The organism is Leucobacter celer subsp. astrifaciens, assembly GCF_001273835.1.
Lineage (GTDB): Bacteria > Actinomycetota > Actinomycetes > Actinomycetales > Microbacteriaceae > Leucobacter > Leucobacter celer.
Genome location: NZ_JHEI01000133.1, coordinates 268,445 through 291,334 on the forward strand (window position 1 = coordinate 268,445; position 22,890 = coordinate 291,334).

The window sequence follows — 22,890 nt, forward strand, 5'->3', positions numbered from 1 at the left end:
ATGCATCAGGGCAAATAATGCAGCTATGCTAGTTACAGCATTCTTGCATGAAGTGCGCGATTCCGTTCCCCGATGCGTACCGGGTCGGTCGCGGGGCCCGCACTCTCCCGACGAACTTCGCAGAAAGGCGCAACACCCATGGAAGAACTCATCGGCGGCATCATCGCCTTCACTCTCAAGAACTTCACCCTGACGTTCTTCCTCGTGGGCATCGTCGTCGCGGCGATCGTGGTCCTGGCGAAGCGCCCCGATCGGCACGGGATCTTCGCGACCTTCCTCAACTGGTTCCTGTTCTTCGCGATCGGCGTCACCTACTTCTTCAACGGCATCATGCACACCGTGTTCGGCGACCTCTCGGCCTCGCTGATCGGGTGGGAGAACAACGGCTTCCAGGCCGAGGTCGGGTTCGCGAGCATCGGCGTCGCGATCGTCGGCCTCATCGCGTTCCCCCAGCGCATGCCGTTCAGCCTGAAGTTCGCCGCGCTCGTCGGTCCGGCCTGCTTCCTCTGGGGCGCCGCCGGCACACACATCGTCGACATCATCACCACCGGCAACATGTCGAGCCACAACGCCGGCCTGATCCTCTACAGTGACATCATCACGCCGATCATCGGTTTCGTGCTCTGGGGCTGCGCCTTCGCGACGCGAGACCGCGGTCGGGATCGCATCCGTCCCGAGGAGCCCGTCGCCCATGCCGCACTCGCGTAGCCGTTTCGCCGCACGACTCGGGGCGGTCACCGCCCTCGCACTGCTGACGACGGGGTGCACGTCGCCGGCCGAACCGGCGGAACCGCCTCGTATCGAGGTCGGCGTCGGCGACACCCCCGGCCAGGATGTCATCGCGCTGCCGGACACGCTCGACGCTCAGATCGAGCGCGCCCTCGTCGCGCTGCCGGGCATCGCCGAGCACGCGCTCGAGCAGTCCGGCGTGCCCGGCATGGCGGTCGCCGTCGTGCACGGCGACGACGTTCTGTTCGCCGAGGGGTACGGCGTGCGCGAGATCGGCACCGACCTGGCGGTGGCGCCCGACACCGTTTTCCAGATCGCCTCGCTCTCCAAGCCGCTCTCGGCGACCGGAGTGGCGGCGGCGATCGGGGAGAGCGGCGGCGCGTTGGACTGGGAGACTCCGATCCATGACCTGCTGCCCGACTTCGCGCTCTCCGATCCGGTGGTCACGGAGCACGCGACCGTCGGCGATGCTTTCAGCCACCGCACGGGGCTCGCCACCGGGGCCGGCGACGATCTCGAGGATCTCGGCTACGACCGTGCGGCGATCCTCGATCGTCTCGATCAGCAGCCGCTCGGCGCCTTCCGCACGAGCTATCACTACTCCAACTTCGGGCTCACGGTGGGGGCCGAAGCCGTCGCGGCCTCGCGCGACGAGCCGTGGGAAGACCTGATGGATGAGCTGGTCTTCGAGCCGCTCGGCATGACCTCGACCTCGGCGCGGCACGATGACTTCGTCTCCCACGATGATCGCGCGCTGCTGCACGCCCTCGAGGGAGGGACGTTCGTCGCCGCTTACGACCGGGATCCCGACCCGCAGTCGCCGGCCGGCGGCGTCTCCTCGACGGTCGCCGATCTCGCGCGATGGATGCGGATGCTGCTCGCGGACGGCGAGCTGGACGGGACGCGGATCGCGGATCCCGCGGCGCTCACGGCGGCCATGACGCCGCAGACGGTGTCGGGCACCGGTCCCGGACTGAACGGGCGCCCCGCGCACTACGGCTTCGGTTTCAACGCCTCGCCGCAGGTGAGCGGACGCATGGCGATCTCCCACTCGGGGGCCTTCGTGCTGGGGGCGGCCACCAACTTCCAGATCGTGCCCGATCTCGACCTCGGCATCGTGGTACTCACCAACGGGGCTCCGGTGGGGCTGCCGGAGGCCGTCACGGCGCAGTTCCTCGATCTGGTGCAATACGGGCACACGACGCGCGACTGGGTCTCCGACGCCGCGGGCTTCTTCGCGGGCTACACGGCTCCCACCGGCGATCTCGCCGGAGCGGACCGCCCCGCCGATCCGTCGGCCCCTCCCGCCGCCGAGAGCCTCGTCGGCACCTACGACAACCCCTACTTCGGCCCGCTCATCGTCGAGTCCGACGGAGACGGCCTGCGTGCACGACTCGGCCCCGCGGGCGGCGCCGAGCTCGCGCTCGAGCCGTGGGACGGAGCGACCTTCGCCTACTCGCCCAGCAGCGAGAGCGCCCCGTTCGGGTCCCTGGCGAGCGCCGTCTTCGCACCGGGTGACGGGGGATCGGTGCGCCTCGCCTCCTTCGACGAGCAGGGCCTCGGCACCTGGACGCGCCGGGGATAGCGGCTCGTGCGGGAGCGGGGCGCGCAGCCCGGCGCGCGTGCGGCCGTCGGCGAGGGGGAGCGCGGGAACGAGGCCGAGCGCGGGAACGAGGCCGAGGACGGTGGAACCCGACGCCTCGCGTGGGGCGGAGCCGGGACCATGGTCGCCGTCGTCGCGGCGCTGATCGTCGCTCCCCTGCTGCTGGAGGCGTTCGCCCCGGAACCGTCCGAGGATCGCATCGGCGTGTACGAACGCGTCGAGTTCCAGGAGGCCGGTGCCGACGGGCCGGTGCTCGCCGGACTCATCGCGCCCGCGGGCTGGTCCTGGGCGGGCGGGCGTCAGACCGGTCCGTATGCGGCGCCCGGTGACGCGGCGATCGTCTCGGTGTCGCTGCGCACCGACGTCGCCGATCCCGAGACCCTCCTGCGGGAGTCCCTCCCGGTCGGAGCGTCGGCGCTGCGGGTCGAGACGTCGCTCACCGGCTCGGGGCTCGACCTGTACTCGGTCGAGCACGACCTCGCGGCCGGCGATAATCCGTCGCTCGCCATCGCGCTCTGCACTCGTTCCGGACCGACGCACTGCGTGCTCGTGGATGCGGTCTTCACCGATGCCGTTCTCGACGGGGGCGGTGACGATCGGCGCGAGCGGACGCTGGCCGAGCTGCACCGCATGCTCGACAGCGTGGAGTTGCTCCCGTGAGGCCGATCCCGAGCGCGGTCCGTGGGCCGAGCGGGCGCGCGCCGGGGCTCTGGCAGCCCGAGCACCCCGTCTTCTGGGTGATGCTCGTCGGCCTGCTCGTCTGCGCGCCGCTGCAGCTGCTGGCGTTCGCCGCGCAGGAGCCGTCCGCCGTGTCGATGGGGGTCGCGGGCCTGACCGCCGCCGTGCAGCTCGCGGCGCTCTGGCTGGTCGCGCGGGCGGTGTCGCGCGGCCGCGGGCGACCGGTCGCGCTGCGGCTCATAGCGCTCGCCTGGGGGCTCACGGTGGTCCCCGTGGTCGCCGTCCTCGCGAACTCCCACTACTTCGCCGCGCTGCGATCCCTCGGCCTGCACAGCCTCGCGGCATCGATCGCGGCGCCGCTCGACGAGGACCTGCTGCGCGCGGTCGGTGTGCTCGGCGTGCTGCTCCTCGCTTCGCGCGAGCGCATCACCGCGCTGGACGGGGCGATCTACGGGGTGCTCGTCGGCGCCGGATTCGAGATCGCGGAGAACCTCATCTACCTGCTCGACGCCCACGACCTCGACGGAGTCGTGCGCATGAGCCTCATCCGCACCGGCATCGGCTTCGGCCTCCACGCGCTGTGGACCGGGATCGCGGGCGCCGCGCTGGCCGCCTGCCTCGCGCGGTACCGGGCGGGAATGCCGGCGCGGTGGTGGCTGATCCTGCTCGGGATCCTCGGCCCCATGGCGCTGCACGCGCTCTGGGACGCCCCCGCCCCGTCCGTCGATCCGCGCGCGAAGGCCGGGGTGCTGATCGCGGTGTACGCGGTGACGCTGGCGGGATTCATCGCGGCGGTGGTGCTGGCGCGGCGGAGCGAGGCGGCCGCGGCGGTGCCGGCTGCTGCTGCGTGATGCAGTGGATGCCTCCGCCCAGCGCGAAGATCGGGCGGGCGTCGATCCCGATCACCCGGCGCCCGGGGTAGGCGTCGCGGAGGACGGATACTGCCTCGGCGTCAGCCGGATCCTCGAAGGTGCACGCGATGACCGCGCCGTTCACGAGCGCGTGGTTCACGTACGTGTAGTCCACCCACCCCGTCCGGTCGCGCAGCGTGCGCGGAGCCGGCAGGTCGATCACGGTCAGCGGGCGGTCCCGCGCATCCCGCTCCCGCGAGAACCGGCTGCGCAGCGCACGGGAGAGGCGATGGTCGGGGTGCGCGGGATCCCGCTGCGCGTGCAGCAGCACGGTGCCGGGCTCGCTGAAGCTCGCGACCATGTCGATGTGGCCGCGGGTGCCGAGCGGGCCGTAATCCCGGTGCAGGCCGCGCTCGACCCAGATCGCCGTCTCGGCGCCGATCGTGCGGGCGAGCTCCCGCTCGACGTCGGCGCGGGTCCAGCCCGGGTTGCGGCGCGGATCGAGCTGCACCGTCTCGGTGACGAGCACCGTACCGGCGCCGTCGACGTGGATGCCTCCGCCCTCGTTCACCATCGAGGAGCGCAGCAGGTCGGTTCCCGCGGCGGCGGCGACGCGGGCCGCGACCTCGTTGTCGGCCCGGGTGCCGGCGAGGTCGAGCCCGCCCCAGGCGTTGAACTCCCAGCTCACCGCCGTGAGCCGGCCCGACTCCGCCGCGACGACGAAGCTCGGCCCGCTGTCGCGCATCCAGGCGTCGTCGACGGGGGTCACGAGCTGCTCGACCCCGGCCGAGAGGTGCTTCCGGGCCGAGTCCCGATGCGCGGGGTCGACGAGCACGGTGACGGGCTGGAACTCGCGGATGGTGTTCGCGACCGTTGCCCAGGCCCGCCACACGGAGTCGCGAGGGGCGTGGGAGCCGTCGAGCATGTAGTCGGCCGCCGGCCAGGCCATCCACGTGCGGGTCTGGGGTGCGCCCTCGTGCGGCATGCGGTACGCCGGGGGAGCGGAGGGGGTTGCGGAGTAGGCTGCGTCGGGGGCTCGGCCCGAGGGGAGCGCGGTGGCGGGGAGCGCGGCCGGGGGGATCACGCGGCCTGCTCCATCGTCGCACCGCGTTCGTGCGCGCCCAGCCCCGCGGGCGCCGGCTTCTCGCCGCTGAAGAACGTCGCGAGCCCACCGGCCGCGGCCACGCAGACCATGCCGCAGAGGGTCAGCGCGTCGAGCCTCTCTCCGGCGATCACGGCTCCGAGCGCCGCCGCGAGTACGGGGTCGAGCGAGAGCAGGATCGCGACGGTGCGGGCCCCGGTCACCCGCACGGCGAGGAAGTCCGCCGTGAAGGCGAGCACCACGCCGAGCAGAGCGGACACGGCCAGCACCGGAAGGTCCGCCCATACCAGCGCGCCGACCGACGCGACCGCGAAGGGGGAGGTGAGCAGCGCCGCGATCCCGAACGCCAGCGCGAGTTCTGCGCTGCCGCCGCTGCGCTTGCCGATGCGATCGGCGACCGCGATGTAGCCGGCGAGCGAGAGCGCGGCCAGCCCGCCGAAGAGCAGCCCGAGGGGATCGAACCCGGCCGAGGGCCTGGCGATCAGCACCACTCCGACGAGGCCGAGCACGGCGAAGAGCGCCTGCCGCGGCCGCCGCGAGGCGAGGATCGCGAGGGCGAACGGGCCGAGGAACTCGAGTGTGATCGCAACGCCCAACGGCAGGTGGACGAGGGCGCGGTACATGCAGAGATTCATCGCGGCGATGCTGCCGCCGTAGAGCAGGAGCAGCAGCCACTCGGCGCGGGTGCGACCGCGCAGCCGGGGGCGCACGACGAGGAGCATCGTGGCCGCGGCGATGGTGAAGCGCAGTCCGCTCACGCCGAGCGGGTCGATGCGGTCGAAGAGGGTCTGCGCCAGCAGGGCCGAGATCTGCACGCTCGTGGAGGCGACGAGCACCAGCACGAGGCCGAGGGCGCCGCGGCCGCGCGGAGTCAGCTGCTCGGCGCGGGATCCGAGCCGTGCGGCGGCTCGTGCGGCGGCTCGTGCGGTCATGCGGATGGTGGTGGGGATGGGCGTCTGGCTGGACATGCTCGCCTCCTGGGAGAAGTTGTCGTGCCATTAAATTAACCAAATAAGGTTAGTTTTACGACAGCCGGAACATGCCATGGCAGAGCTGCGCCAGCCGGCCCCGCCGGCCCCGCCGCCCGCACCCCGCCCGGCCGCCCGCACCCCGCCCCACCTACCCGGCCCGCACCCCGCCCCGCCCGCGTGGCGAATTCGAGGCCGGTGTGCTGCACTATCACCGCGATAGTGCAGCACACCGGCCTCGAATTCGGGAGGGCTGACGGGCGGGCAGCGGCGGGGAGGATCAGCCCGGCAGCGAGGGGCGCTTCTCGTCCGTCGGCTGCTTCGGGATGAACAGCGACAGCACGAGGGCGATGATGCCGGCCGCGATCGCCAGCCAGAAGCAGACGTCGAAGGCCGCGCGGCTCGGCACGGTATGGCCCTCGAAGTCGGTGCTCATCGCCGCGAGCACCCCGCCCATCACCGCCGAGGCGCTCGAGGTGCCGACGGAGCGGAAGAGTGCGTTGAGGCCGTTCGACGCACCGGTCTCGTGCGCGGGCACCGAGCGCATGATGATCATCGGCATCGCCGCGAAGGTGAACCCGATGCCGACGCCGATGAGGATGTTGGCGACGAGGATGTGCCACACCTCGGTCGACCAGAGCAGCACGAAGAGGTAGGCCAGCACGATCGCCGCCGTGCCGCCGGTGAACAGCGGCCGGGGACCGATCGTGCGCTCGAGCCAGCCCGAGAGCGGCGAGATGACCATCATCACGAGGCCGGCCGGCATCACGATGAGCGCCGCCTGCATCATGTCGAGGCCGAATCCGGATCCCGATTCGACGGGCAGCTCGAGCATCTGCGGGAAGGTCACGTTCGATGAGAACAGCGCGAAGCCCATGCCGATGGCGGCGATGTTCGTGAACAGCACCGCCGGCCGGGCGGCGACCCGCAGATCGAGCAGCGGATCCGAGGCCCGCAGCTGATACCGGCCCCACAGCAGCAGCACGACCACGCCGCCGATCCCGCTCGTCAGCGTGATCGGCGAGCTCCAGCCCCACTCCGCGCCGCGGGAGACGAACAGCAGGATGCCGGTCAGGCCCAGCGCGAGCCACGCGGCACCGAGCAGGTCGAGGCGGCCGGCCGTGCGCAGCACGTCGCCGGGCACGAAGACGGCGATGAGCGGCAACCCGATCGCGCCGAGTGCCGCCGCGAGCCAGAACAGCGCGTGCCAGTCGGTGTGCAGCGCGAGATATGCCGCGATGGGCATGCCGAGCGCTCCGCCCACGCCCATCGTTGCGCTCATGAGCGCCACTGCGGTGCCGAGCCGCTCGGGCGGCAGCACGTCGCGCATGATGGCGATCCCGAGCGGGATCACGCCGGTCACGGCGCCCTGCAGTGCCCGGCCGATGATGACCCCGACGATCGAACCGGCGAGCGCCGCGATGAGCGAGCCGACGACGAGCAGCGCCAGCAGCACTAGGACCACGCGCCGCTTGCCGTACATGTCGCCGAGGCGGCCCGAGATCGGCGTGGCCACGGCCGCCACGAGCAGCGTGATCGTGACCACCCAGCTGGTGTCCTCGCGCGAGGCGTTCAGCAGAACGGGCAGCTCGGCCTGCAGCGGCACCACGAGGGTGAACATGAACGACGAGCAGAGGCCGGCGAAGGCGAGCACCGCGACGGTGGCCCAGCGCGGCGGGGTGCGGGAGAGCCGCCGCCTGGCTCCCTCATCCCTGTTCCCCACCCGACCAGGCTATCGTGCGGCGCGGTTACGGCAACCGCGACGGCGCGAGGCCCGCGAGCACGCCGAGCAGCGAGTCGGGCACGAGCGCGGTGTCGGCGCGTCCCGTGCGCACGATCTCGGCGATCCTGGCACCGAGCTCGGCCGTGGTGGCGCCCATCTCGGCACCCGCGAGCGCGGGGAGCGCGGCGAGCACCTCGACCGTCGCAGCCTCGACGGCGCGGGCGGCCTCGCCCTCTCCGAGGTGGCCGAGCATGAGCGCGAGCGAGAGGATCGCGCCGGCCGGGTTCGCCTGCCCCGTGCCGGCGATGTCGGGGGCCGAGCCGTGGATCGCCTCGAACATGCTCGGCGCGCCGCCGTCCAGGTTGAGGTTCGCGCTCGTCGCGACCCCGAGGCCGCCCTGGATCACGGCGCCGAGGTCGGTGATGATGTCGCCGAAGAGATTGTCGGTGACGACCACGTCGAAGCGCTCGGGCGTCAGCGGCAGGTGGAAGCACATCGCGTCGACGTGCACGTAGTCGACCTCGACCTCGGGGTAGCGCTCGCCGACCTCGGCGACGACCCGCTGCCACAGCTGCCCGGCCGCGACGAGGATGTTGGTCTTGTGGCACAGCGTCAGCTTCTTGCGCCGGCCGAGGGCGAGGCGGAAGGAGAAGTCCACGACCCGCTCGATGCCCGCGTGCGTGTTGAGCGACTCCTGCATGGCGACGGCGTGCGGGGTGCCGGCGTGCACGGTGGAGCCCCGGCCGACGTAGGCACCCTCGGTGTTCTCGCGCACGATGACCATCTCGCAGCGCTCGGGCGCGAGGTCGGCGATCGGGGTGGGCACGCCGGGGTAGAGGCGCACCGGGCGCACGTTCGCGGCCTGCTGGAAGCGCTGGCGCATCTCGAGGATGAAGCCGCGCTCGAGGATGCCCGGGGTGACCCGGGGGTCGCCCATGGACCCGAAGAGGATCGCGTCCTTGTCGCGCAGCTGCGCCTCGACCGCATCGAACAGCTCCCCGGTCTCGAGGTAGTGGTTCGCGCCGGCGGCGAGGGTGCTGCGCTCGGTGCTGAAGCCGAAGCGCTGCTCGGCGGCATCGAGCACCTCGAGCGCGCAGCCGACCACCTCGGGGCCGATGCCGTCGCCGGGGAGTACCGCGATCGCGTAGCTGTTCGTCATGGTCGATCCTTTCGGAGGCGCTCGGCCGCTCGCGCCTTGGAGATGGGCCTGTGGTGATCTATATTAAATGGTAAGACCACTCAGCGCGATGGTGTGCCGGATACGGCATCGCATGCAGCGCCGTATCCGCCGTTCAGCACCAGGGAGCCGACATGCCAGACGCACTCGATCTCATCGCCCCCGCCGGGGCCCTGCCCATCGGCACCGGATGGCGCGAGACCGGCGCCTCATCGGACATCGTCTTCCCCTTCGACGGCAGCGTCATCTGTCGGGCGCCCGTGAGCACCGCAGCAGATTCCCGCGACGCGCTCGACGCGGCAGAGGCCGCGAGGGCCGAGGTCGCCGCGCTCACCACCGCGCAGCGCAAGGCGATCCTGAGCGACCTCACGGCGCGGGTGCGCGCCGAGGCCCGGCGCCTCGAGGATCTGCTAGTGCTCGAGACGGGCAAGCCCCGGGTCGACTGCCGCACCGAGGTGAACCGCACCGTCGTCACGCTCGAGGCGACGGCCGAGGAGGTCTCGCACATCCACGGCGAGACCGTGCCGCTCGATCTCCAGGAGCTCGGCCGCGGCATGATCGGGTACTACACCCGCAAGCCGGCCGGCGTGGTCGTCGGCATCGCCGGCTTCAACTATCCGCTGCTGCTCGCGACTCACAAGCTCGCCCCCGCGATCGCAGCGGGGTGCCCGGTCATCATCAAGCCGGCGCCCAATACCCCGCTCGCCACGATCGAGCTGCTCGCGATCACCCGCGAGATCCTCGCCGCCCACGGTGTCACGGTGGCCGCCGCGCAGCTCGTCAACGGCGATCCGATCGTCGGCGAGACGCTCGTGCGCGACCCGCGCGCGCAGGTGGTGTCGTTCACCGGATCCGCGAAGATCGGGCACCTCATCGCGCAGCAGGCGGCACCGCGCAAGGCCGTGCTCGAGCTCGGCTCGAACACCGGCTTCATCGTCGCGGCCGACGCCGACCTCGAGGCCGCCGTCGACGCCGTGCTGCGCGGCGGCTTCTACGCCAATGGGCAGGCCTGCATCTCGGTGCAGCGCGTAGTGCTCGAGCGCGGGATCGCGCAGCGCTTCACCGAGCGCCTCGTCGAGCGCATGGGCGAGCTCGTCTTCGGAGACCCCCGCGACCTCGACACGAACGTCGCCCCCGTCATCAACGCCGCCTCGGGAGAGCGGATCCGGGCCATGATCGACCGCGCGCTCGCCGCGGGCGCGACGCTGCTCACCGAGGGGCCGGGGGAGGGCGACGCCGCGCACCTCGCGCCGATCGTGCTCGGCGATGTGCCCGCCGACGTCGACGTCTGGTGCGAGGAGATCTTCGGCCCGGTCGTGTGCCTCACGACGGTCGACTCCGTCGACGCCGCGATCGACCTGGTCAACGACTCGCGCTACGGGCTGCAGGCCGCGATCTACACGGCGTCGCTCGAGAGCGCGTTCGCCGCGATCGATCGCCTCGAGGCCGGCGGGGTCGTCGTCAACGAGATCCCCGGCTTCCGCTCCGACATCATGCCCTACGGCGGCGTGAAGGACTCCGGGATCGGCCGCGAGGGTCCCCGATTCGCCATCGAGGAGTTCACCGTCACCCGCATGGCGATGATCCGTCCGAGGGCGCGCGGGTAGCGCCCGGCCCCCGTACGGCCGCCCTGCGCCCCGGCTTCCACCCCGACGCCCACGCCCGCCCTGCGGCCCCTCCCGGTCATCCGGCCGGGGCCGGAGGAGCGGAGCGAGTCGCAGGATCCATCACCTTTCCACACGATTCAGGAGACCCGCATGAATGACTCAGCCCCGATCGACTACTCCCGGCTCTTCCGCCTCGACGGCCGCACCGTCGTGGTGATCGGTGCGGGGAGCGGGATCGGGCGCGAGGCGGCGCAGGCTCTCGCGGCGCAGGGCGCGCACGTCGCGATCGCCGACTACTCGCTCGCCGGCGCCGAGGAGACCGTCGCGCTGATCGGCGCGCAGGGCGGCTCGGCCGAGGCGTACGAGCTGGACGTGCTCGACGACGAGGCGGTCGAGGCCGCGGCCGAGCGCTTCGGCACCGCATCGGCGCTCGTCTTCACCGCGGCGACCAACGTGCGCAAGCGCATGGACGACTACACGCTCGACGAGTTCGACCGCGTCGTGAACCTCAACCTGCGCGCGTCGTTCCAGCTGATCCGCAAGTTCGGCGCGCGCTTCGCGGCGAACGGGGGCGGCTCGATCATCGGCTTCGCCTCGATCCGCGCCCAGGTCGTCGAGCCCGGGCAGGGCGTCTACGCCGCGACGAAGGCGGGGCTCGTGCAGCTGGCGAAGACCGCTGCGGCCGAGTACGGCCCGCAGGGCGTGCGCGTCAACGTCGTCGCCCCGGGGGTCGTCGAGACCCCGCTCACGGCTCAGATCAAGGCGAACGACGAGTGGTACGGCGCCTACGCGCAGAAGGCCGCGCTCGGCCGCTGGGCCCGCCCCGACGAACTCGCCGGAGCCGTCGTCTACCTCGCCTCGGACGCCTCGTCGTTCGTCACCGGATCGACCCTCACCGTCGACGGCGGCTGGACCGCGATCGACGGTCGCTTCACCCCGCCTGCGTCGTAGCGCCGGGATTTCGACTCTGCTTCGCCTCGCTCAATCGGCGGATGGGACCCCGCTGGTTGAGCGAGCGCCTGCCGGTTGAGTGAGCGCCCGCCGGTTGAGCGAGCGCCCGCCGGTTGAGTGAGCGCAGCGAGTCGAAACCCTCGAACTCCTGGTTGCGGCTCCTCGCTCAAGCAGCGGTGTCGAGACCGCACCGCTGATTGAGCGAGGCGCAGCGAGTCGAAATCCGAGCGGTGAGGGTTACGACCCCTCGTGGTGAAGCCTCGAGAGGAGGGTTTCGGCGCTGAAATCGCGATCCCGCCGCCGAAACCCTACTCTCGGCACGGTCTCCGTCCTCAGGCGACGCGGGACCAGTCGACCGCGGCGTCGCCGCCGCGCACCGACTCGAACCACAGCGCCACGCGCATGAGACGGTCGTCGGTGCCGATCCCCGAGGCGATCTGCAGCCCGATGGTGCGGCCGTCGGGCTGCACGCCCGCGTTGATCGACACCGCGGGCTGGCCCGACATGTTGTAGGGCACGGTGAATGAGATGTGCCCCATGGTCTGCAGCGGATCGGTGATGGGCATGGGGTCCTCGGCCGCGAAGGCCGCGACCGGCGTCACCGGCGACAGCACGAGGTCGAACGGCTCGGTCGCCGCCCGTGTGAGGCGCGCCATCTCATCGCTCATGTTGCGGTTGCGCACCGTCTGCGCCGCTGAGAAGCCGGCGCCGGCGGCGCACCACGCGGCGATGAACGGCAGCACGACCGCCCGCTCGGCTTCACCGAGCGCCTCGAAATCGGCGAAGGATCGGCTGCGCCAGAAATCGACCAGCCCGTCGAGCACCGACTCCGGAACGAACGGCTCGAGCGGCTCGACCGCGGCGCCCGCCGCCTCGAAGAGCGACGCCGCGCGCTCGATGGCCGCGCGGGTCTCGGGCTCGACGGGGAGGCCCGAGCCGGCGTCGAGCTGCAGCGCGACGCGCATGCCCGCGGGGGAGAGCGGTTTGGTCGACCAGTGCATCTCGCGGTAGGCGCGGGTCAGGTAGTCGCGGGGATCGGGCTGCGCCACGATCGACATGAGGCGGATCGCGTCGGCGGCCGTGCGCGTCAGCGGGCCCGCGGCGCGGCCGGTGTAGGGCACGTCGAGCGGGATCAGCCCCTCGCTCGGCTTGAGCGCGGTGAGGCCCTGCCAGGAGCCGGGGAGACGGATCGACCCGCCGATGTCGGTGCCGACGTGGAAGGGGCCGTAGCCGGCCGCCGCGGCGGTGCCCGCTCCGGAGCTCGATCCGCCCGAGGTGTGCGCCGGGTTCAGCGCGCCGCGGGTGACGCCGTGCAGGCTCGAGACGCCCGAGGAGAGCATGCCCCAGTCGGGCATCGTGGTCGACCCGACGATGACGACGCCGGCCTCGAGCAGGCGGTCGGTGGTCGGTGCGTTGCGCTCGGCGATCGGCGGGTTCGGGATCGCGGTGCCCGAGGGCTTCGGCAGACCCGCGCGCGCGATGTTCTCCTTGACCGTCGTCGGTACGCCGTCGAAGGGACCGAGCTGCGCGCCGGCGCGCCAGCGCTCGGTCGAGGCGGCGGCGTCGGCGCGTACCTGCGCGGGATCGAAGAGGTACAGCGCGCCCAGTTCGGGCTCGCGCGTCTCGACGCGGGCGATGACGTCCTCGGCGACCTCGGCGGGCGTGAGCGACCCGTCGGCGTATCCCGTCGCGAGTGCGGCGGCGTCGAGGGCGGCGGGGCGGTTCGAGGTCATCCTGGGCCTTTCGTCGAGGTGGGCGGTGGGGATCGGATCGGGTTGCGGCTCGATTCCGCCGCCGGGCGAGCGGGGCGAGGCCTGGCCGAGACCCGCGTCAGGTGCTCTGGGCGAGCTCCTGGCGCAGCGTCAGCGACGAGTCGATGAGGCGCTTCGTGTAGGGATGCTGGGGGTCGCGGTACACGGTCTCCGTGTCGCCGGCCTCGACGATCTCGCCCGACTGCATCACGATCACCGAGTCGCAGAGGTGCCGCACCACGTTCAGATCGTGCGACACGAACACGAGGGTGAGCCCGTACTCGTCGACGAGGTCGGCCAGCAGGTTGAGCACCTGCGCGCGTACCGACACGTCGAGCGCGCTCACGGGCTCGTCGGCGACGACGACCTTCGGCCGGCAGATCAGCGCGCGGGCGATCGAGATGCGCTGGCGCTGACCGCCCGAGAACTGGTGCGGGAAGCGCGCGGCCGACGATGCCGGCAGGCCCACGGCCTCGAGCATCTCGGCGACCATGCGCTTGCGGTCGGCGGCGGTCTCGCCCCGGCCCGGCACGAGCAGCGGCTCGGAGATGATCTGCTCGACGGTCATGCGCGGATCGAGCGAGCCCATCGGATCCTGGAACACGATCTGCAGGTTCTGGCGCAGCGCGCGCAGCTGCGCCTCGCGCGCGCCCTTCACCTCGTTGCCGGCGACGACCGCGCTGCCCGACGTGGGCTGGTCGAGGCCGGCGAGGATGCGCAGCAGGGTGGACTTGCCGGATCCCGATTCGCCCACGACCCCGAGACGGCCGCCCTCCGGCACCTCGAACGAGATGCCCTTGAGCGCGTGCACCTGGGGAGCGGGCTTGAAGAGGCTCGTGCGGCCGCGGGTGTAGGTGCGCACGAGGTCGGTGACGCGCATCACGGGTGCGGAGCCCTGGGCTTCGACTCGCTTCGCTCGCTCAACCGGCGGAACTGCGGGATCGGGATCCTGGGTTTCGGCCGGATCGCCGATTGAGCGGAGGGCGGAGCCCGGAGTCGAAATCCCGGGTGCGGAGTGCTGGGTTTCGACACTTCGGCTCGGCTGCGCCTCGCTCAGTGCGGCGCTCGCATTCGCTTGCTCGACCGGCGGCGCTGCTCGCTCAACCGGCGGAGCCGCGTCATCCGTGCTCGGCGGCACGTACGCCTGCGCCGTCGCGACGGTGAAGAGCCGCCCGTGCTCGTCGACCGCGTCGAGATCCGACGCGGCGAGGAGCCCCCGGGTGTAGGGGTGCTGCGGGCGGGTGAACACCTCCTCGGTGGTGCCCTCCTCGACGACGACGCCGTTGTTCATCACGAGCACGCGGGTGCACATGTTCGCGACGACCGCGAGGTCGTGCGTGATGAAGAGCAGACCGGTGCCGCGCTCGCGCACGAGCTCGAGGATCAGGTCGAGCACCTGGCGCTGCACGGTCACGTCGAGCGCCGTCGTCGGTTCGTCGCAGAGCAGCAGCGCGGGATCGTTCGCGAGGGCCATGGCGAGCATGACGCGCTGCCTCTGCCCGCCCGACAGCTGGTGCGGGTACGCGCGGGCGGCCTGCGCGGGATCGGGCAGGTGCACCGCGTCGAGCATCTCGACGGCGCGGCGGTTCGCCTCGGCCCGGTTCGGCGCGAGCTTGTGCTGCAGGATGATCTCGGCCACCTGCGCGCCGGCGCGCATGAGCGGGTTCAGCGCCGTGAGCGGCTCCTGGAACACCATCGCCATGTCGTTGCCGCGCAGCTTCATGAGGTCGGCCTCGGGCGCCTCGAGCAGGTTGCCCGCGTAGCCGTCGATCTCGACCGAGCCGTCGGCGGTGACGCCGTTCGGCAGCAGGCCGAGCAGCGCGGTCGTGGTCATCGACTTGCCCGATCCGGATTCGCCGATGAGGCCGATGCGCTCGCCGTGCGCCATGTGCAGCGAGAAGTCGTGCACGAGGGTGCGGTGCGGGGTGCGCACGTTGAGGTCGTCGACCCGCAGCAGCAGTTCGCCGCGCTCGGCCGGCGCGGGTGCGTTCTTCGGTTCGGTGCGCATCAGTCGCGGCTCCCGTTCAGTTTCGGATCGAAGCGGTCGCGCAGGCCGTCGCCGAGCAGGTTGAAGCCCATGACGGCGATGGCGATGGCGAGGCCCGGCCACACGGCCAGCATCGGTTCGGTGCCCAGGAACTGCTGCGACTCCTGCAGCATGCGGCCCCAGGAGGGGGTGGGCGGCGGCGTGCCGAGGCCCAGGAAGCTGAGGCCGGCCTCGGCGAGCACGGCGAGCGCGAACGAGACCGAGGACTGCACGACGACCATGCCGATGATGTTGGGGAGCACGTGGCGCACCGCGATCCGGAACCGGGACTGGCTCGCCGCGCGCGCCGCCAGCACGTACTCCGTCGTCATCACCTGCAGGGTGCCGGAGCGTGCGACGCGGGCGAAGCCGGGCACGGTGGCGATGCCGATGGCGACCATGGCCGTGAGCGTCGAGGCGCCGAAGACGGCGCTGAACATGATCGCGAGCAGCAGTGCGGGGAAGGCCAGCGCGATGTCGGAGGCGCGCATGATGACCTCCTCGATCCAGCCGCCCCGGATGCCGGCGAGGATGCCGAGCGGCGTGCCGATCACGATCGCGATGCCGACCGAGATGACGCCGACGAAGAGCGTGATGCGGGCGCCGTAGAGCATGGCCGAGAAGACGTCGCGGCCGTACTTGTCGGTGCCCATGAGGTGGGCGAGACTCGAGCCCTGCAGGCGCGCGGCGGGGTCGGCCTGCACCGGGTCGTAGGGCGTCCAGACGAACGAGACGATCGCGGCGATCGCGACGAGCCCGATGAGGATCAGGCCGATGATGAGCGTCGCGGAGAGACGGCGCCGGCTCGGGCTCGTGCTGGCGCCGCCGGGGGCGAGGATCGCGCTGGTGCGCGGCGCCTGGACGGGAGGGGTGGGGACCTGTTGCGTGCTCATGGCTAGGCGCTCCTTCGCAGGCGCGGGTCGATGATCGTGTACAGGAGGTCGACCACGAGGTTGAGGATCAGGGTGATCGCGACGAGCACCATCACGACCGACTGCACGGTGAGCAGGTCGCGGTTGCCGACAGCGTCGAGCAGCATCGAGCCGAGGCCCGGGATCACGAACACGCGCTCGATGACGACGGCGCCGATGATGAGGGCGGCGATCTGCACACCGGTCACGGTGATGACCGGGATGGCGGCATTGCGCAGGCCGTGCTTGAGGAGGGACCCGTTCTTGCTCAGGCCCTTCGCGCGGGCGGTGCGGAGGTAGTCCTCGCTCATCACCTCGAGCACCGCGGAGCGCACGTAGCGGGTGAGGATCGCGCCCTGCACCGAGGCGAGCGCGACGACGGGCAGGATCAGGCGCCTGATGAAGTCGCCGAAGTCGACCGCCGGGGCCGTCCACCCGTTCGCGGGCAACCAGCCGAGGCCGACCGCGAAGATCATGACGAGCAGGATGCCGGCGAGGAAGCCGGGGATCGCGACGCCGATCTGCGAGCCGAGGCCGATCGTGACGCCCGAGAAGTTGCGGTGCTTCACGGCGGCCCAGGTGCCGAGCGGGATCGCGACGAGGAGCGCGACGGCCATCGCGGTGAGCACGAGGATGAGGCTCACCTGCACGCGATCGAGCACCATCGGGCTGATGTCGGCGCGGGTGAGATAGGAGGTGCCGAAGTCGCCGCGGAGCAGGCCGCCGAACCACTCGAAGTACTGCACGATGAGCGGCCGGTCGGTGCCGAACTGCGCGCGGGTCTGCTCGAGCAGCTCCGGCGTCGCGTTCACGCCGAGCGCGATCTGCGCCGGATCACCGGGGATCAGGCGCATGAAGAGGAACACGACGACCGTGGCGACGACGTAGGTCACCGCGAATCTCGCGAGATTGATCAGGATCCGTATGGCCATGCGGCTTCCTCGGGGTCAGGTGGTGGTGTGAGAGGCGTTCGCCGGGTGGTCGAGCCCGCCGGGAGCTGGAGAAGCGGCCAGCGGTCCCTCGTCATCCTGCGCGAGCCTGCGAGTCGCAGGATCTCACGGACTGCGAGATCCTGCGACTCCTTCGTCGCGCAGGATGACGGGGAAGGCCGAGCCGGCTACTGCCAGCTCAGGTTCGTGAGGTCGAGCGCTTCGATGATCGCATTCTCGGGCATGCCCTGCAGGCCCGCCTTCGCGACGGTGATGTTCGGGAAGAGGAATAGCACGCCGGACGCGGCGTCGTCCACGATCTGCCGTGCGACCTGCTGCATGCCGTCGATGTAGCCCGCCTCGTCGGCCGTGTCCGCCTCGGCGGCGATCGGCGCGATCTTCGAGTTGTCGTACCCGATGTAGTAGTCGGGGTCGTTGAAGACGGTGAGGATGTCGCGCGCCTCGACGGCGAGCACGGTGGTCATCTGGTAGTCGTGCTTCGTGAAGACCTCGTCGAGCCAGACCGCGGGGAACTCGGCCGACTTGATGGTGGCGTTGATGCCCACGTCCTTGAGCTGCGAGACGACGATCTCGGAGACGGCCTGCGCGTACGGGCGCGTCGGCACGGTGAAGGTGATGTCGAGATTCTCCTGGCCCGCCTCCTTGAGGAGTTCCTTGGCCTTCTCGGGATCGTACGGGTACACGTCATTGAGATCCTCGTAGTACGGATCGGTCGGGGTCGCGTAGGTCGCGACGAGCGATCCGTAGCCGTTCCAGGCGGTGTCGAGCACCGCCTGCTCGTCGAGGGCGTAGAGCACGGCCTGGCGCACGCGCACGTCGTCGAAGGGTGCGGCGCGGTTGTTGAGCGAGAGCGACACCTCGCCGCTCGAGGTTCCCGTGGTCACGACGAAGCGGTCGTCGGACTCGAAGCTCGACAGCAGCTCGGGGGCCTGCAGATTGGCGATCGCGTCGACGTCACCCGTCTGCAGCGCGTTCGTCGTCGCGGTCGCGTCGGCGAAGTACTTCAGCGTGACCTGCTCGACACCGGGCGCTTCGCCCCAGTAGTCGTCGCGGGTGTCGAGCACGAGGCTCTCGTTCGGAGTCCACTTCTCGACGGCGTAGGGGCCGGTGCCGATCGGGGTATTGGCGAGGTCGTCGACCCCGTCCTCGGAGAAGATCGCGCCGACCGGGGTGGCGAGGCTGAAGAGCCACGCGTTCGAGGGGGCGCTCAGGTGCACGGCGACCTCGGTGGGGGAGACGACCTCGACGGAGTCGACGACGTCCATCTTGGCCTTGAGGCTCGAGACCCAGTCGGTCTTCACGCGGTCGAGGCTGAACTTCACGTCGTCGGCGGTGAACTCGTCTCCGTTGGAGAAGGTGACGCCCTCCTGCAGCGTGAAGGTGTAGGTCTTGCGATCCTCGCTGACGGTCCACTCCTCCGCGAGCAGCGGCACGATCTCGCCCGACTGGTCGAGTTCGACGAGGCCCTCGTAGACGTTCGACATGAGCGCCTGGGGGATCGCGGACCCGGCGGTCGTCGTGAAGTCGAGGTTCGTCGGGGTCCCGGTGAGCGCGATGGTGGCGGTCGTGGGGGTCTCCCCGTCTCCGCCCGAGCTGTTGCCGGCGCCGGCTGAGCAGGCGGCGAGGCCGAAGGTGGCCGCGGTCGCGAGTGCTGCCGCGGTGAGAATCGCTTTCTTACGTCGCATCATTGCTTTCCTGTGGCTGTGGCCCCGCGGTTCGGGGCCGGTGGTGGGGGTCGTTTCGGGCGACGATGCCCGGTCGCCGTTCTGCACTGCACAGCGTATCCGCGGAACGGTTCGAGTATGTCCTTCCAAAGATCTACGAGAGATTTCGAACCAGGATACATGGTAAGGCCACTTAAGTGGGCGCTATTATCGGATCAGGCTGCCGGAGGCATCGACGACCCGGCGCATCGATCAGGAAGAGACCCAGGTGTCCACGACCCACAGCTTCGAGCCCGCGGTGCCCGTGCACACCTACCAGCGCATCGTTGATCAGATCGAGCAGGCCATCGTCTCGGGCGACATCCCCGTCGGCTCGCAGCTCGCCAGCGAGCGGGACCTCATGGTGCAGTTCGGCGTGAGTCGCCCCACCGTGCGCGAGGCGCTTCGCATCCTGCAGAGCATGGGCCTGCTCGAATCGCGGCCCGGTACCCGCGGCGGACCCGTGGTGCTTGCTCCGTCGTCCAAGACGCTGTCGCGCTCGCTGCGCGCGATGGTCGGCACGGATGCGCTCGACGTCGCGGCGCTGATCGAGTACCGCGTCGTGCTCGAGGGGACGACGAGCCGGCTCGCCGCCGTTCGCCACGACGCGACTCAGCTGGAGCGGATGCGCACCGCGATCGAGCAGATGGAGCGCGACGCGGAGGCCAATGCCGAGACCTTCGCCGACGCCGACCTCGAGTTCCACGAGGCGATCTGGGAGGCGAGCGGCAACGAGGTGCTGCGGCTCAGCGGTCAGGCGGTGTCGGGCGTGCTGCGCGTCATCATGCAGCGCGACGCCGAGGGCGAGCACCACGACAATCGGGTGAAGCTCGAATCCGCCTCCATCGACCGTCGGCTGTTCACCGCGATCGAGCGACGCGACGCCGAGTCGGCCGGCCGGATCGCGCGGCACGCGGTGGCCGATCGCTTCGCGCCGCTCATCGAGAACGAGCTCGATCGCCGCGTGCTCGCCGTGCTCGCGGAGTAGCGGTGGCGATCCGGGCCAGCACGAGGCTCGCAGCCGCCGCGACAAGCGCGAAGATCATCACCGCATCCGGCAGCCCGAACTGCTCGGCCAGTGCGCCGAGCGCGATGACGGGCACCGCGCTCCCGAGATAGGTCACCGTGTAGATGGCGCTCACGGTCGAAGCGTGCCGCGTCGGGTGCACGCTCGCCGTCGCGGCGGTGAACGCCGCCTGGAACGCGATCCCCTGTCCGATGCCGGCGAGCGCGCTCGCGGCGACCAGGAACCACACGGCGCCGACCCCGCCGGAAGCGGCGATCCCGGCGAGTGCGACCGCCAGCGCGGTGAGCCCGACGGGCAGGCGCCAGCCGCCGGCGAGCGGCAGCAGCTGCACGAGGGCCGAGGCCGCGAGGGTGACCGCGGCGAGCAGGCCGATGAGCGGGCGCGAGTCGGTGCCGGCGATCGTCGCGAAGTGCGACGGTGCGAGCGAGAGGCAGAAGCCGAACACCGTGAAGCTCAGGAAGCCGGTGGCCGCTGCCACGCGGAAGCTGCGAGCGGCGACCGGGTCGTTGCGGCCGCCCGATCCGGGGCCGTCGGGACGCGGATCGGGCGCGTCCGGGAGCGCGATCCCGGCGAGCTGCGGCCCGCACTCGCCGTGCGGGGCGACGGCCAGCACCACCGGCACGAGCGCCGTGAGAACGCCGGCGACCACGAGGAAGGGAGTCTGCAGCGGGACCCCGACCAGGGAGAGCGCCCCTCCCAGGACGGGGCCCGCGGCGACCCCGCCCGAGGTCGCCAGCAGCGTGAGCCGGCCGACCAGCGCCGGCTGGCCGGGCAGCAGCGCGCGCAGCGCGCCCGATCCGGTGCCCGTCGCGCACGCCACGGCGACGCCCTGCGCGGCGCGGGCGACGCAGAACCAGCCGAGCGTCGGGGCGAAGGCCAGGGCCGCCGTGGCGAGCGCGGCCACCGCGAGCGCCGTGACGAGCACCGTGCGGCGATTCACGCGGTCGGCCATGCCGCGGAACAGGAGCAGGCCGACGATGAGCGAGAGCACGTAGCTGGAGAACGCGATCGTGATCCCGAGCGGGCCGGTGCCCAGGCGGATCTCGAGCAGCGGGAACAGCGGGGTGCTGAGGTTCGCGCTCACGAGCAGCGCGAAGAGCGCGAGCGATGTGATCGCGATCCGCGTGCGCGGGCGGTGCAGCTGCGGAGGAGCCGACGGGCTCGGGGTGCTGAGCGGTGCGGGTGCGGTCGCGCGCATGGCGGGGCTCCTTCTGGCGGACGCAGGGGTGGCGCGTCCGGGGTCTGCCCGCGGGGTGCTGCGGGCGGTGATCCGTGTGCGGCGGGGGTGTCCACCGGCACAGAGAGTAGTTCAGCGTAGATGGATCGATCTGCGCAAGTCGGGTGAATAGAATTGATCGATATGATTGGTTTCACGCGTTCGGAATGAGCAGAAAGTGATCAGAATGAGTGAAGTCGATGCGACGGATCGTCGCATACTGCTGCTGCTCGACGAGGACGGGCGGATGCCCACCGCGATGATCGCCTCACGGCTGGGCCTCGCTCGCGGCACTGTGCAGGCGCGCCTCGAGAAGCTGCGAGAGTCGGGGGCGCTCCGGCTGCACAGCGCGCGGATCACCCCCGCCGCGCTGGGGCGCCCGGTCGGGGCGAGCGTGCAGGTCGAACTCGATCAGCATCAGATCGGGGAGGCGATCGCCGCCCTCGCCGACCTCCCGGAGGTGCTCGAGTGCTTCGCGCCGGCCGGCAGCACCGACCTGCTGCTGCGGGTCGTCGCCAAGAGCCCCGAGGATCTCTATCGCGTGAGCGAGGAGATCCGGCTCTGCCCGGGCATCAACCGCACCTCGACCAGCCTCTTCCTGCGCGAGGTGATCCCGTACCGCGTGACCGGGCTGCTCGCCGAGGGGAGCGCGCCTCGGGGCGCGAGTGAGGAGCCTCCGCGCCGACGCTCCCGGTAGTGTGGCAGGCGCGGCACTGCCGAGGGCTGCGGGGAGAGATGATGACGGATCGAGAGACGCGGCACGCGCAGCTGGCCGAGGAGTACCTGCCCGACTCGCTGATCGCGCGCTTCCGCGAGCGGGCAGCGGTGTACGACCGGGAGAACCGGTTCTGCGACGAGGATCTCGCGGAGCTGCGGGAACGCGGCTACCTCGCGCTGTTCGTGCCGGAGGAGTTCGGCGGGCCGGGCCTCGCCCTGCACGAGGTGTCGCGCTTGCAGCAGCGCCTGGCCGCCGCCGCACCGGCGACCGCGCTCGCCGTCAACATGCACCTCATGTGCACGGGAGTGGTGCGGGCCATGTTCGCCCGCGGCGACCGCTCGCTCGGCTACGTCTTCGAGGAGGCGATGGCCGGCGAGATCTTCGCCTTCGGCATCAGCGAGCCCGCGAACGACTGGGTGCTGCAGGGATCGAACACCGCCGCCGAGCCGCAGGCCGACGGCGGCTACCTGCTCTCCGGCGTCAAGATCTTCACCTCGCTGTCGCCGGTCTGGACGCGGCTCATCGCGCACGGTCTCGACGCCTCCGACCCTGAGCGGCCCGAGCTCGTCTACGGCTTCATCGAGCGCTCGGCTCCGGGCATCGCGGTGTCGGAGCGCTGGGATGTGCTCGGCATGCGGGCCTCCCAGAGCCGCACCACGATCCTCGACCGCACCCCGATGCGCGCGGACCGCGTGGCGCGCCGCATCCCGCCCGGCCCCCAGCCCGACCTGCTGATCTTCGCCATCGCCGCGAACTTCCAGCTGCTCGTCGGCTCCGTGTACGCGGGCGTGGCCCGCCGCACGCTCGAACTCGGGGCCGAGGCGCTGCGCCGACGGAGCTCGGCGAAGCACGGCGTACCGCTCGCCGAGGTGCCCGAGATGCGGGTGCGCGTCGCCGACGCCCACTCGGCGTTCCTCGCGGTGCCGGCGCAGCTCGACGCCTATACGCGCGATTTCGACGAGCTCGTCGACCACGGTGCCGGCTGGCCGTTGCGGCTCGTGAGCGCTCGGCTGAACGCCGCGGACGTCGCGCGCCGCAACGCCGAGACCGCGATGATGTGCGCGGGCGGAGGCGGCTTCGACAGCGACAGCGAGGTCGGGCGACTGCTGCGCGACGCCACAGCGGGGCTCTTCCACCCGCCGAGCGCCGACGCCGCGCGGCCCATGTACGCGGCCGCACTGCTCGACGACGAGTGACCG

General features: G+C 71.3%; 19 protein-coding genes. 9 read left to right on the plus strand and 10 right to left on the minus strand.

What is annotated here, in order from left to right; translation table 11 throughout:
• Positions 1-138: 138 nt before the first annotated feature.
• The 4 genes from AMS65_RS03640 to AMS65_RS03655 are packed head-to-tail and all read left to right on the plus strand — an operon-like array spanning position 139 to position 3,861.
• Positions 139-708, plus strand: a complete 570-nt coding sequence (locus tag AMS65_RS03640) for a DUF6790 family protein (protein ID WP_053382800.1) — start codon at positions 139-141, stop codon at positions 706-708.
• On the plus strand, positions 692-2,314 hold the full coding sequence (locus AMS65_RS03645; protein ID WP_053382801.1) for a serine hydrolase: 1,623 nt from the start codon (positions 692-694) through the stop codon (positions 2,312-2,314). Before AMS65_RS03640 ends, AMS65_RS03645 begins: the two co-directional genes overlap by 17 nt.
• Positions 2,315-2,320: 6 nt before the next feature.
• A complete protein-coding gene (locus AMS65_RS03650) occupies positions 2,321-2,992 on the plus strand; it encodes a hypothetical protein (RefSeq protein WP_053382802.1) in 672 nt (223 codons plus the stop codon).
• The gene (locus AMS65_RS03655; RefSeq protein WP_053382803.1) at positions 2,989-3,861 is read left to right on the plus strand and encodes a PrsW family glutamic-type intramembrane protease; all 873 of its coding nucleotides are present in this window, start codon (positions 2,989-2,991) and stop codon (positions 3,859-3,861) included. The genes AMS65_RS03650 and AMS65_RS03655 overlap by 4 nt, the downstream gene beginning before the upstream one ends.
• On the opposite strand, the gene AMS65_RS03660 is transcribed toward AMS65_RS03655, so the two are convergent.
• The 4 genes from AMS65_RS03660 to AMS65_RS03675 form a co-directional block, all read right to left on the minus strand.
• A complete protein-coding gene (locus AMS65_RS03660; protein WP_241489326.1) occupies positions 3,794-4,945 on the minus strand; it encodes an agmatine deiminase family protein in 1,152 nt (383 codons plus the stop codon). The two genes, AMS65_RS03655 and AMS65_RS03660, sit on opposite strands and share 68 nt — an antisense overlap.
• On the minus strand, positions 4,942-5,931 hold the full coding sequence (locus tag AMS65_RS03665; RefSeq protein WP_053382804.1) for an EamA family transporter: 990 nt from the start codon (positions 5,929-5,931) through the stop codon (positions 4,942-4,944). The genes AMS65_RS03660 and AMS65_RS03665 overlap by 4 nt, the downstream gene beginning before the upstream one ends.
• 280 nt (positions 5,932-6,211) lie before the next feature.
• Positions 6,212-7,654 (minus strand): MFS transporter, encoded by a 1,443-nt coding sequence (locus tag AMS65_RS03670; protein ID WP_075200821.1) that lies wholly within the window; start codon positions 7,652-7,654, stop codon positions 6,212-6,214.
• A 25-nt stretch (positions 7,655-7,679) separates the two neighbouring features.
• Positions 7,680-8,813, minus strand: coding sequence for a 3-isopropylmalate dehydrogenase (locus AMS65_RS03675; protein ID WP_053382805.1), 1,134 nt, complete (start codon positions 8,811-8,813; stop codon positions 7,680-7,682).
• A 152-nt stretch (positions 8,814-8,965) separates the two neighbouring features.
• On the opposite strand from AMS65_RS03675, the gene AMS65_RS03680 reads away from it, so the two are divergent.
• Together AMS65_RS03680 and AMS65_RS03685 are read left to right on the plus strand one after the other, a co-directional pair.
• The gene (locus tag AMS65_RS03680; RefSeq protein ID WP_053382806.1) at positions 8,966-10,438 is read left to right on the plus strand and encodes an aldehyde dehydrogenase family protein; all 1,473 of its coding nucleotides are present in this window, start codon (positions 8,966-8,968) and stop codon (positions 10,436-10,438) included.
• Positions 10,439-10,588: 150 nt separating this feature from the next.
• A complete protein-coding gene (locus AMS65_RS03685; protein WP_053382807.1) occupies positions 10,589-11,389 on the plus strand; it encodes an SDR family NAD(P)-dependent oxidoreductase in 801 nt (266 codons plus the stop codon).
• Positions 11,390-11,721: 332 nt separating this feature from the next.
• Here AMS65_RS03685 and AMS65_RS03690 read toward each other — a convergent pair whose 3' ends face one another.
• The 5 genes from AMS65_RS03690 to AMS65_RS03710 form a co-directional block, all read right to left on the minus strand.
• Positions 11,722-13,122, minus strand: coding sequence for an amidase (locus AMS65_RS03690; RefSeq protein WP_053382808.1), 1,401 nt, complete (start codon positions 13,120-13,122; stop codon positions 11,722-11,724).
• Between the two features lie 97 nt (positions 13,123-13,219).
• Positions 13,220-15,148 (minus strand): dipeptide ABC transporter ATP-binding protein, encoded by a 1,929-nt coding sequence (locus tag AMS65_RS03695; protein ID WP_053382809.1) that lies wholly within the window; start codon positions 15,146-15,148, stop codon positions 13,220-13,222.
• The gene (locus AMS65_RS03700) at positions 15,148-16,059 is read right to left on the minus strand and encodes an ABC transporter permease (protein WP_193787002.1); all 912 of its coding nucleotides are present in this window, start codon (positions 16,057-16,059) and stop codon (positions 15,148-15,150) included. Before AMS65_RS03700 ends, AMS65_RS03695 begins: the two co-directional genes overlap by 1 nt.
• Before the next feature lie 2 nt (positions 16,060-16,061).
• Entirely contained in the window at positions 16,062-17,009 is a 948-nt protein-coding gene (locus tag AMS65_RS03705; protein WP_053382810.1) for an ABC transporter permease, read from the minus strand.
• A 185-nt stretch (positions 17,010-17,194) separates the two neighbouring features.
• Positions 17,195-18,715: an ABC transporter substrate-binding protein gene (locus AMS65_RS03710; protein ID WP_053382811.1), complete on the minus strand. Its 1,521-nt coding sequence runs from the start codon at positions 18,713-18,715 to the stop codon at positions 17,195-17,197.
• 244 nt (positions 18,716-18,959) lie between these two features.
• Between AMS65_RS03710 and AMS65_RS03715 the strand changes: the two genes are divergently transcribed.
• The gene (locus AMS65_RS03715) at positions 18,960-19,718 is read left to right on the plus strand and encodes a FadR/GntR family transcriptional regulator (protein ID WP_053382812.1); all 759 of its coding nucleotides are present in this window, start codon (positions 18,960-18,962) and stop codon (positions 19,716-19,718) included.
• On the opposite strand, the gene AMS65_RS03720 is transcribed toward AMS65_RS03715, so the two are convergent.
• On the minus strand, positions 19,669-20,955 hold the full coding sequence (locus tag AMS65_RS03720) for an MFS transporter (RefSeq protein WP_053382813.1): 1,287 nt from the start codon (positions 20,953-20,955) through the stop codon (positions 19,669-19,671). The genes AMS65_RS03715 and AMS65_RS03720 overlap by 50 nt on opposite strands.
• Before the next feature lie 205 nt (positions 20,956-21,160).
• Here AMS65_RS03720 and AMS65_RS03725 point away from each other — a divergent pair, with 205 nt between their 5' ends.
• Positions 21,161-21,670: an Lrp/AsnC family transcriptional regulator gene (locus tag AMS65_RS03725; protein ID WP_053382814.1), complete on the plus strand. Its 510-nt coding sequence runs from the start codon at positions 21,161-21,163 to the stop codon at positions 21,668-21,670.
• A gap of 41 nt (positions 21,671-21,711) precedes the next feature.
• Positions 21,712-22,887, plus strand: a complete 1,176-nt coding sequence (locus AMS65_RS03730) for an acyl-CoA dehydrogenase family protein (protein ID WP_053382903.1) — start codon at positions 21,712-21,714, stop codon at positions 22,885-22,887.
• Positions 22,888-22,890: the final 3 nt, after the last annotated feature.

What these genes read in the sequence shown, in the direction of transcription:
- AMS65_RS03640 (WP_053382800.1), top strand. Translation starts at nt 139, where the DNA reads ATGGAAGAACTCATCGGCGGCATCATCGCCTTCACTCTCAAGAACTTC.
- AMS65_RS03645 (WP_053382801.1), top strand. Translation starts at nt 692, where the DNA reads ATGCCGCACTCGCGTAGCCGTTTCGCCGCACGACTCGGGGCGGTCACC.
- AMS65_RS03665 (WP_053382804.1), bottom strand. Translation starts at nt 5,931, where the DNA reads ATGTCCAGCCAGACGCCCATCCCCACCACCATCCGCATGACCGCACGA.
- AMS65_RS03675 (WP_053382805.1), bottom strand. Translation starts at nt 8,813, where the DNA reads ATGACGAACAGCTACGCGATCGCGGTACTCCCCGGCGACGGCATCGGC.
- AMS65_RS03680 (WP_053382806.1), top strand. Translation starts at nt 8,966, where the DNA reads ATGCCAGACGCACTCGATCTCATCGCCCCCGCCGGGGCCCTGCCCATC.
- AMS65_RS03685 (WP_053382807.1), top strand. Translation starts at nt 10,589, where the DNA reads ATGAATGACTCAGCCCCGATCGACTACTCCCGGCTCTTCCGCCTCGAC.
- AMS65_RS03690 (WP_053382808.1), bottom strand. Translation starts at nt 13,122, where the DNA reads ATGACCTCGAACCGCCCCGCCGCCCTCGACGCCGCCGCACTCGCGACG.
- AMS65_RS03695 (WP_053382809.1), bottom strand. Translation starts at nt 15,148, where the DNA reads ATGCGCACCGAACCGAAGAACGCACCCGCGCCGGCCGAGCGCGGCGAA.
- AMS65_RS03700 (WP_193787002.1), bottom strand. Translation starts at nt 16,059, where the DNA reads ATGAGCACGCAACAGGTCCCCACCCCTCCCGTCCAGGCGCCGCGCACC.
- AMS65_RS03705 (WP_053382810.1), bottom strand. Translation starts at nt 17,009, where the DNA reads ATGGCCATACGGATCCTGATCAATCTCGCGAGATTCGCGGTGACCTAC.
- AMS65_RS03710 (WP_053382811.1), bottom strand. Translation starts at nt 18,715, where the DNA reads ATGATGCGACGTAAGAAAGCGATTCTCACCGCGGCAGCACTCGCGACC.
- AMS65_RS03720 (WP_053382813.1), bottom strand. Translation starts at nt 20,955, where the DNA reads ATGCGCGCGACCGCACCCGCACCGCTCAGCACCCCGAGCCCGTCGGCT.
- AMS65_RS03725 (WP_053382814.1), top strand. Translation starts at nt 21,161, where the DNA reads ATGAGTGAAGTCGATGCGACGGATCGTCGCATACTGCTGCTGCTCGAC.
- AMS65_RS03730 (WP_053382903.1), top strand. Translation starts at nt 21,712, where the DNA reads ATGACGGATCGAGAGACGCGGCACGCGCAGCTGGCCGAGGAGTACCTG.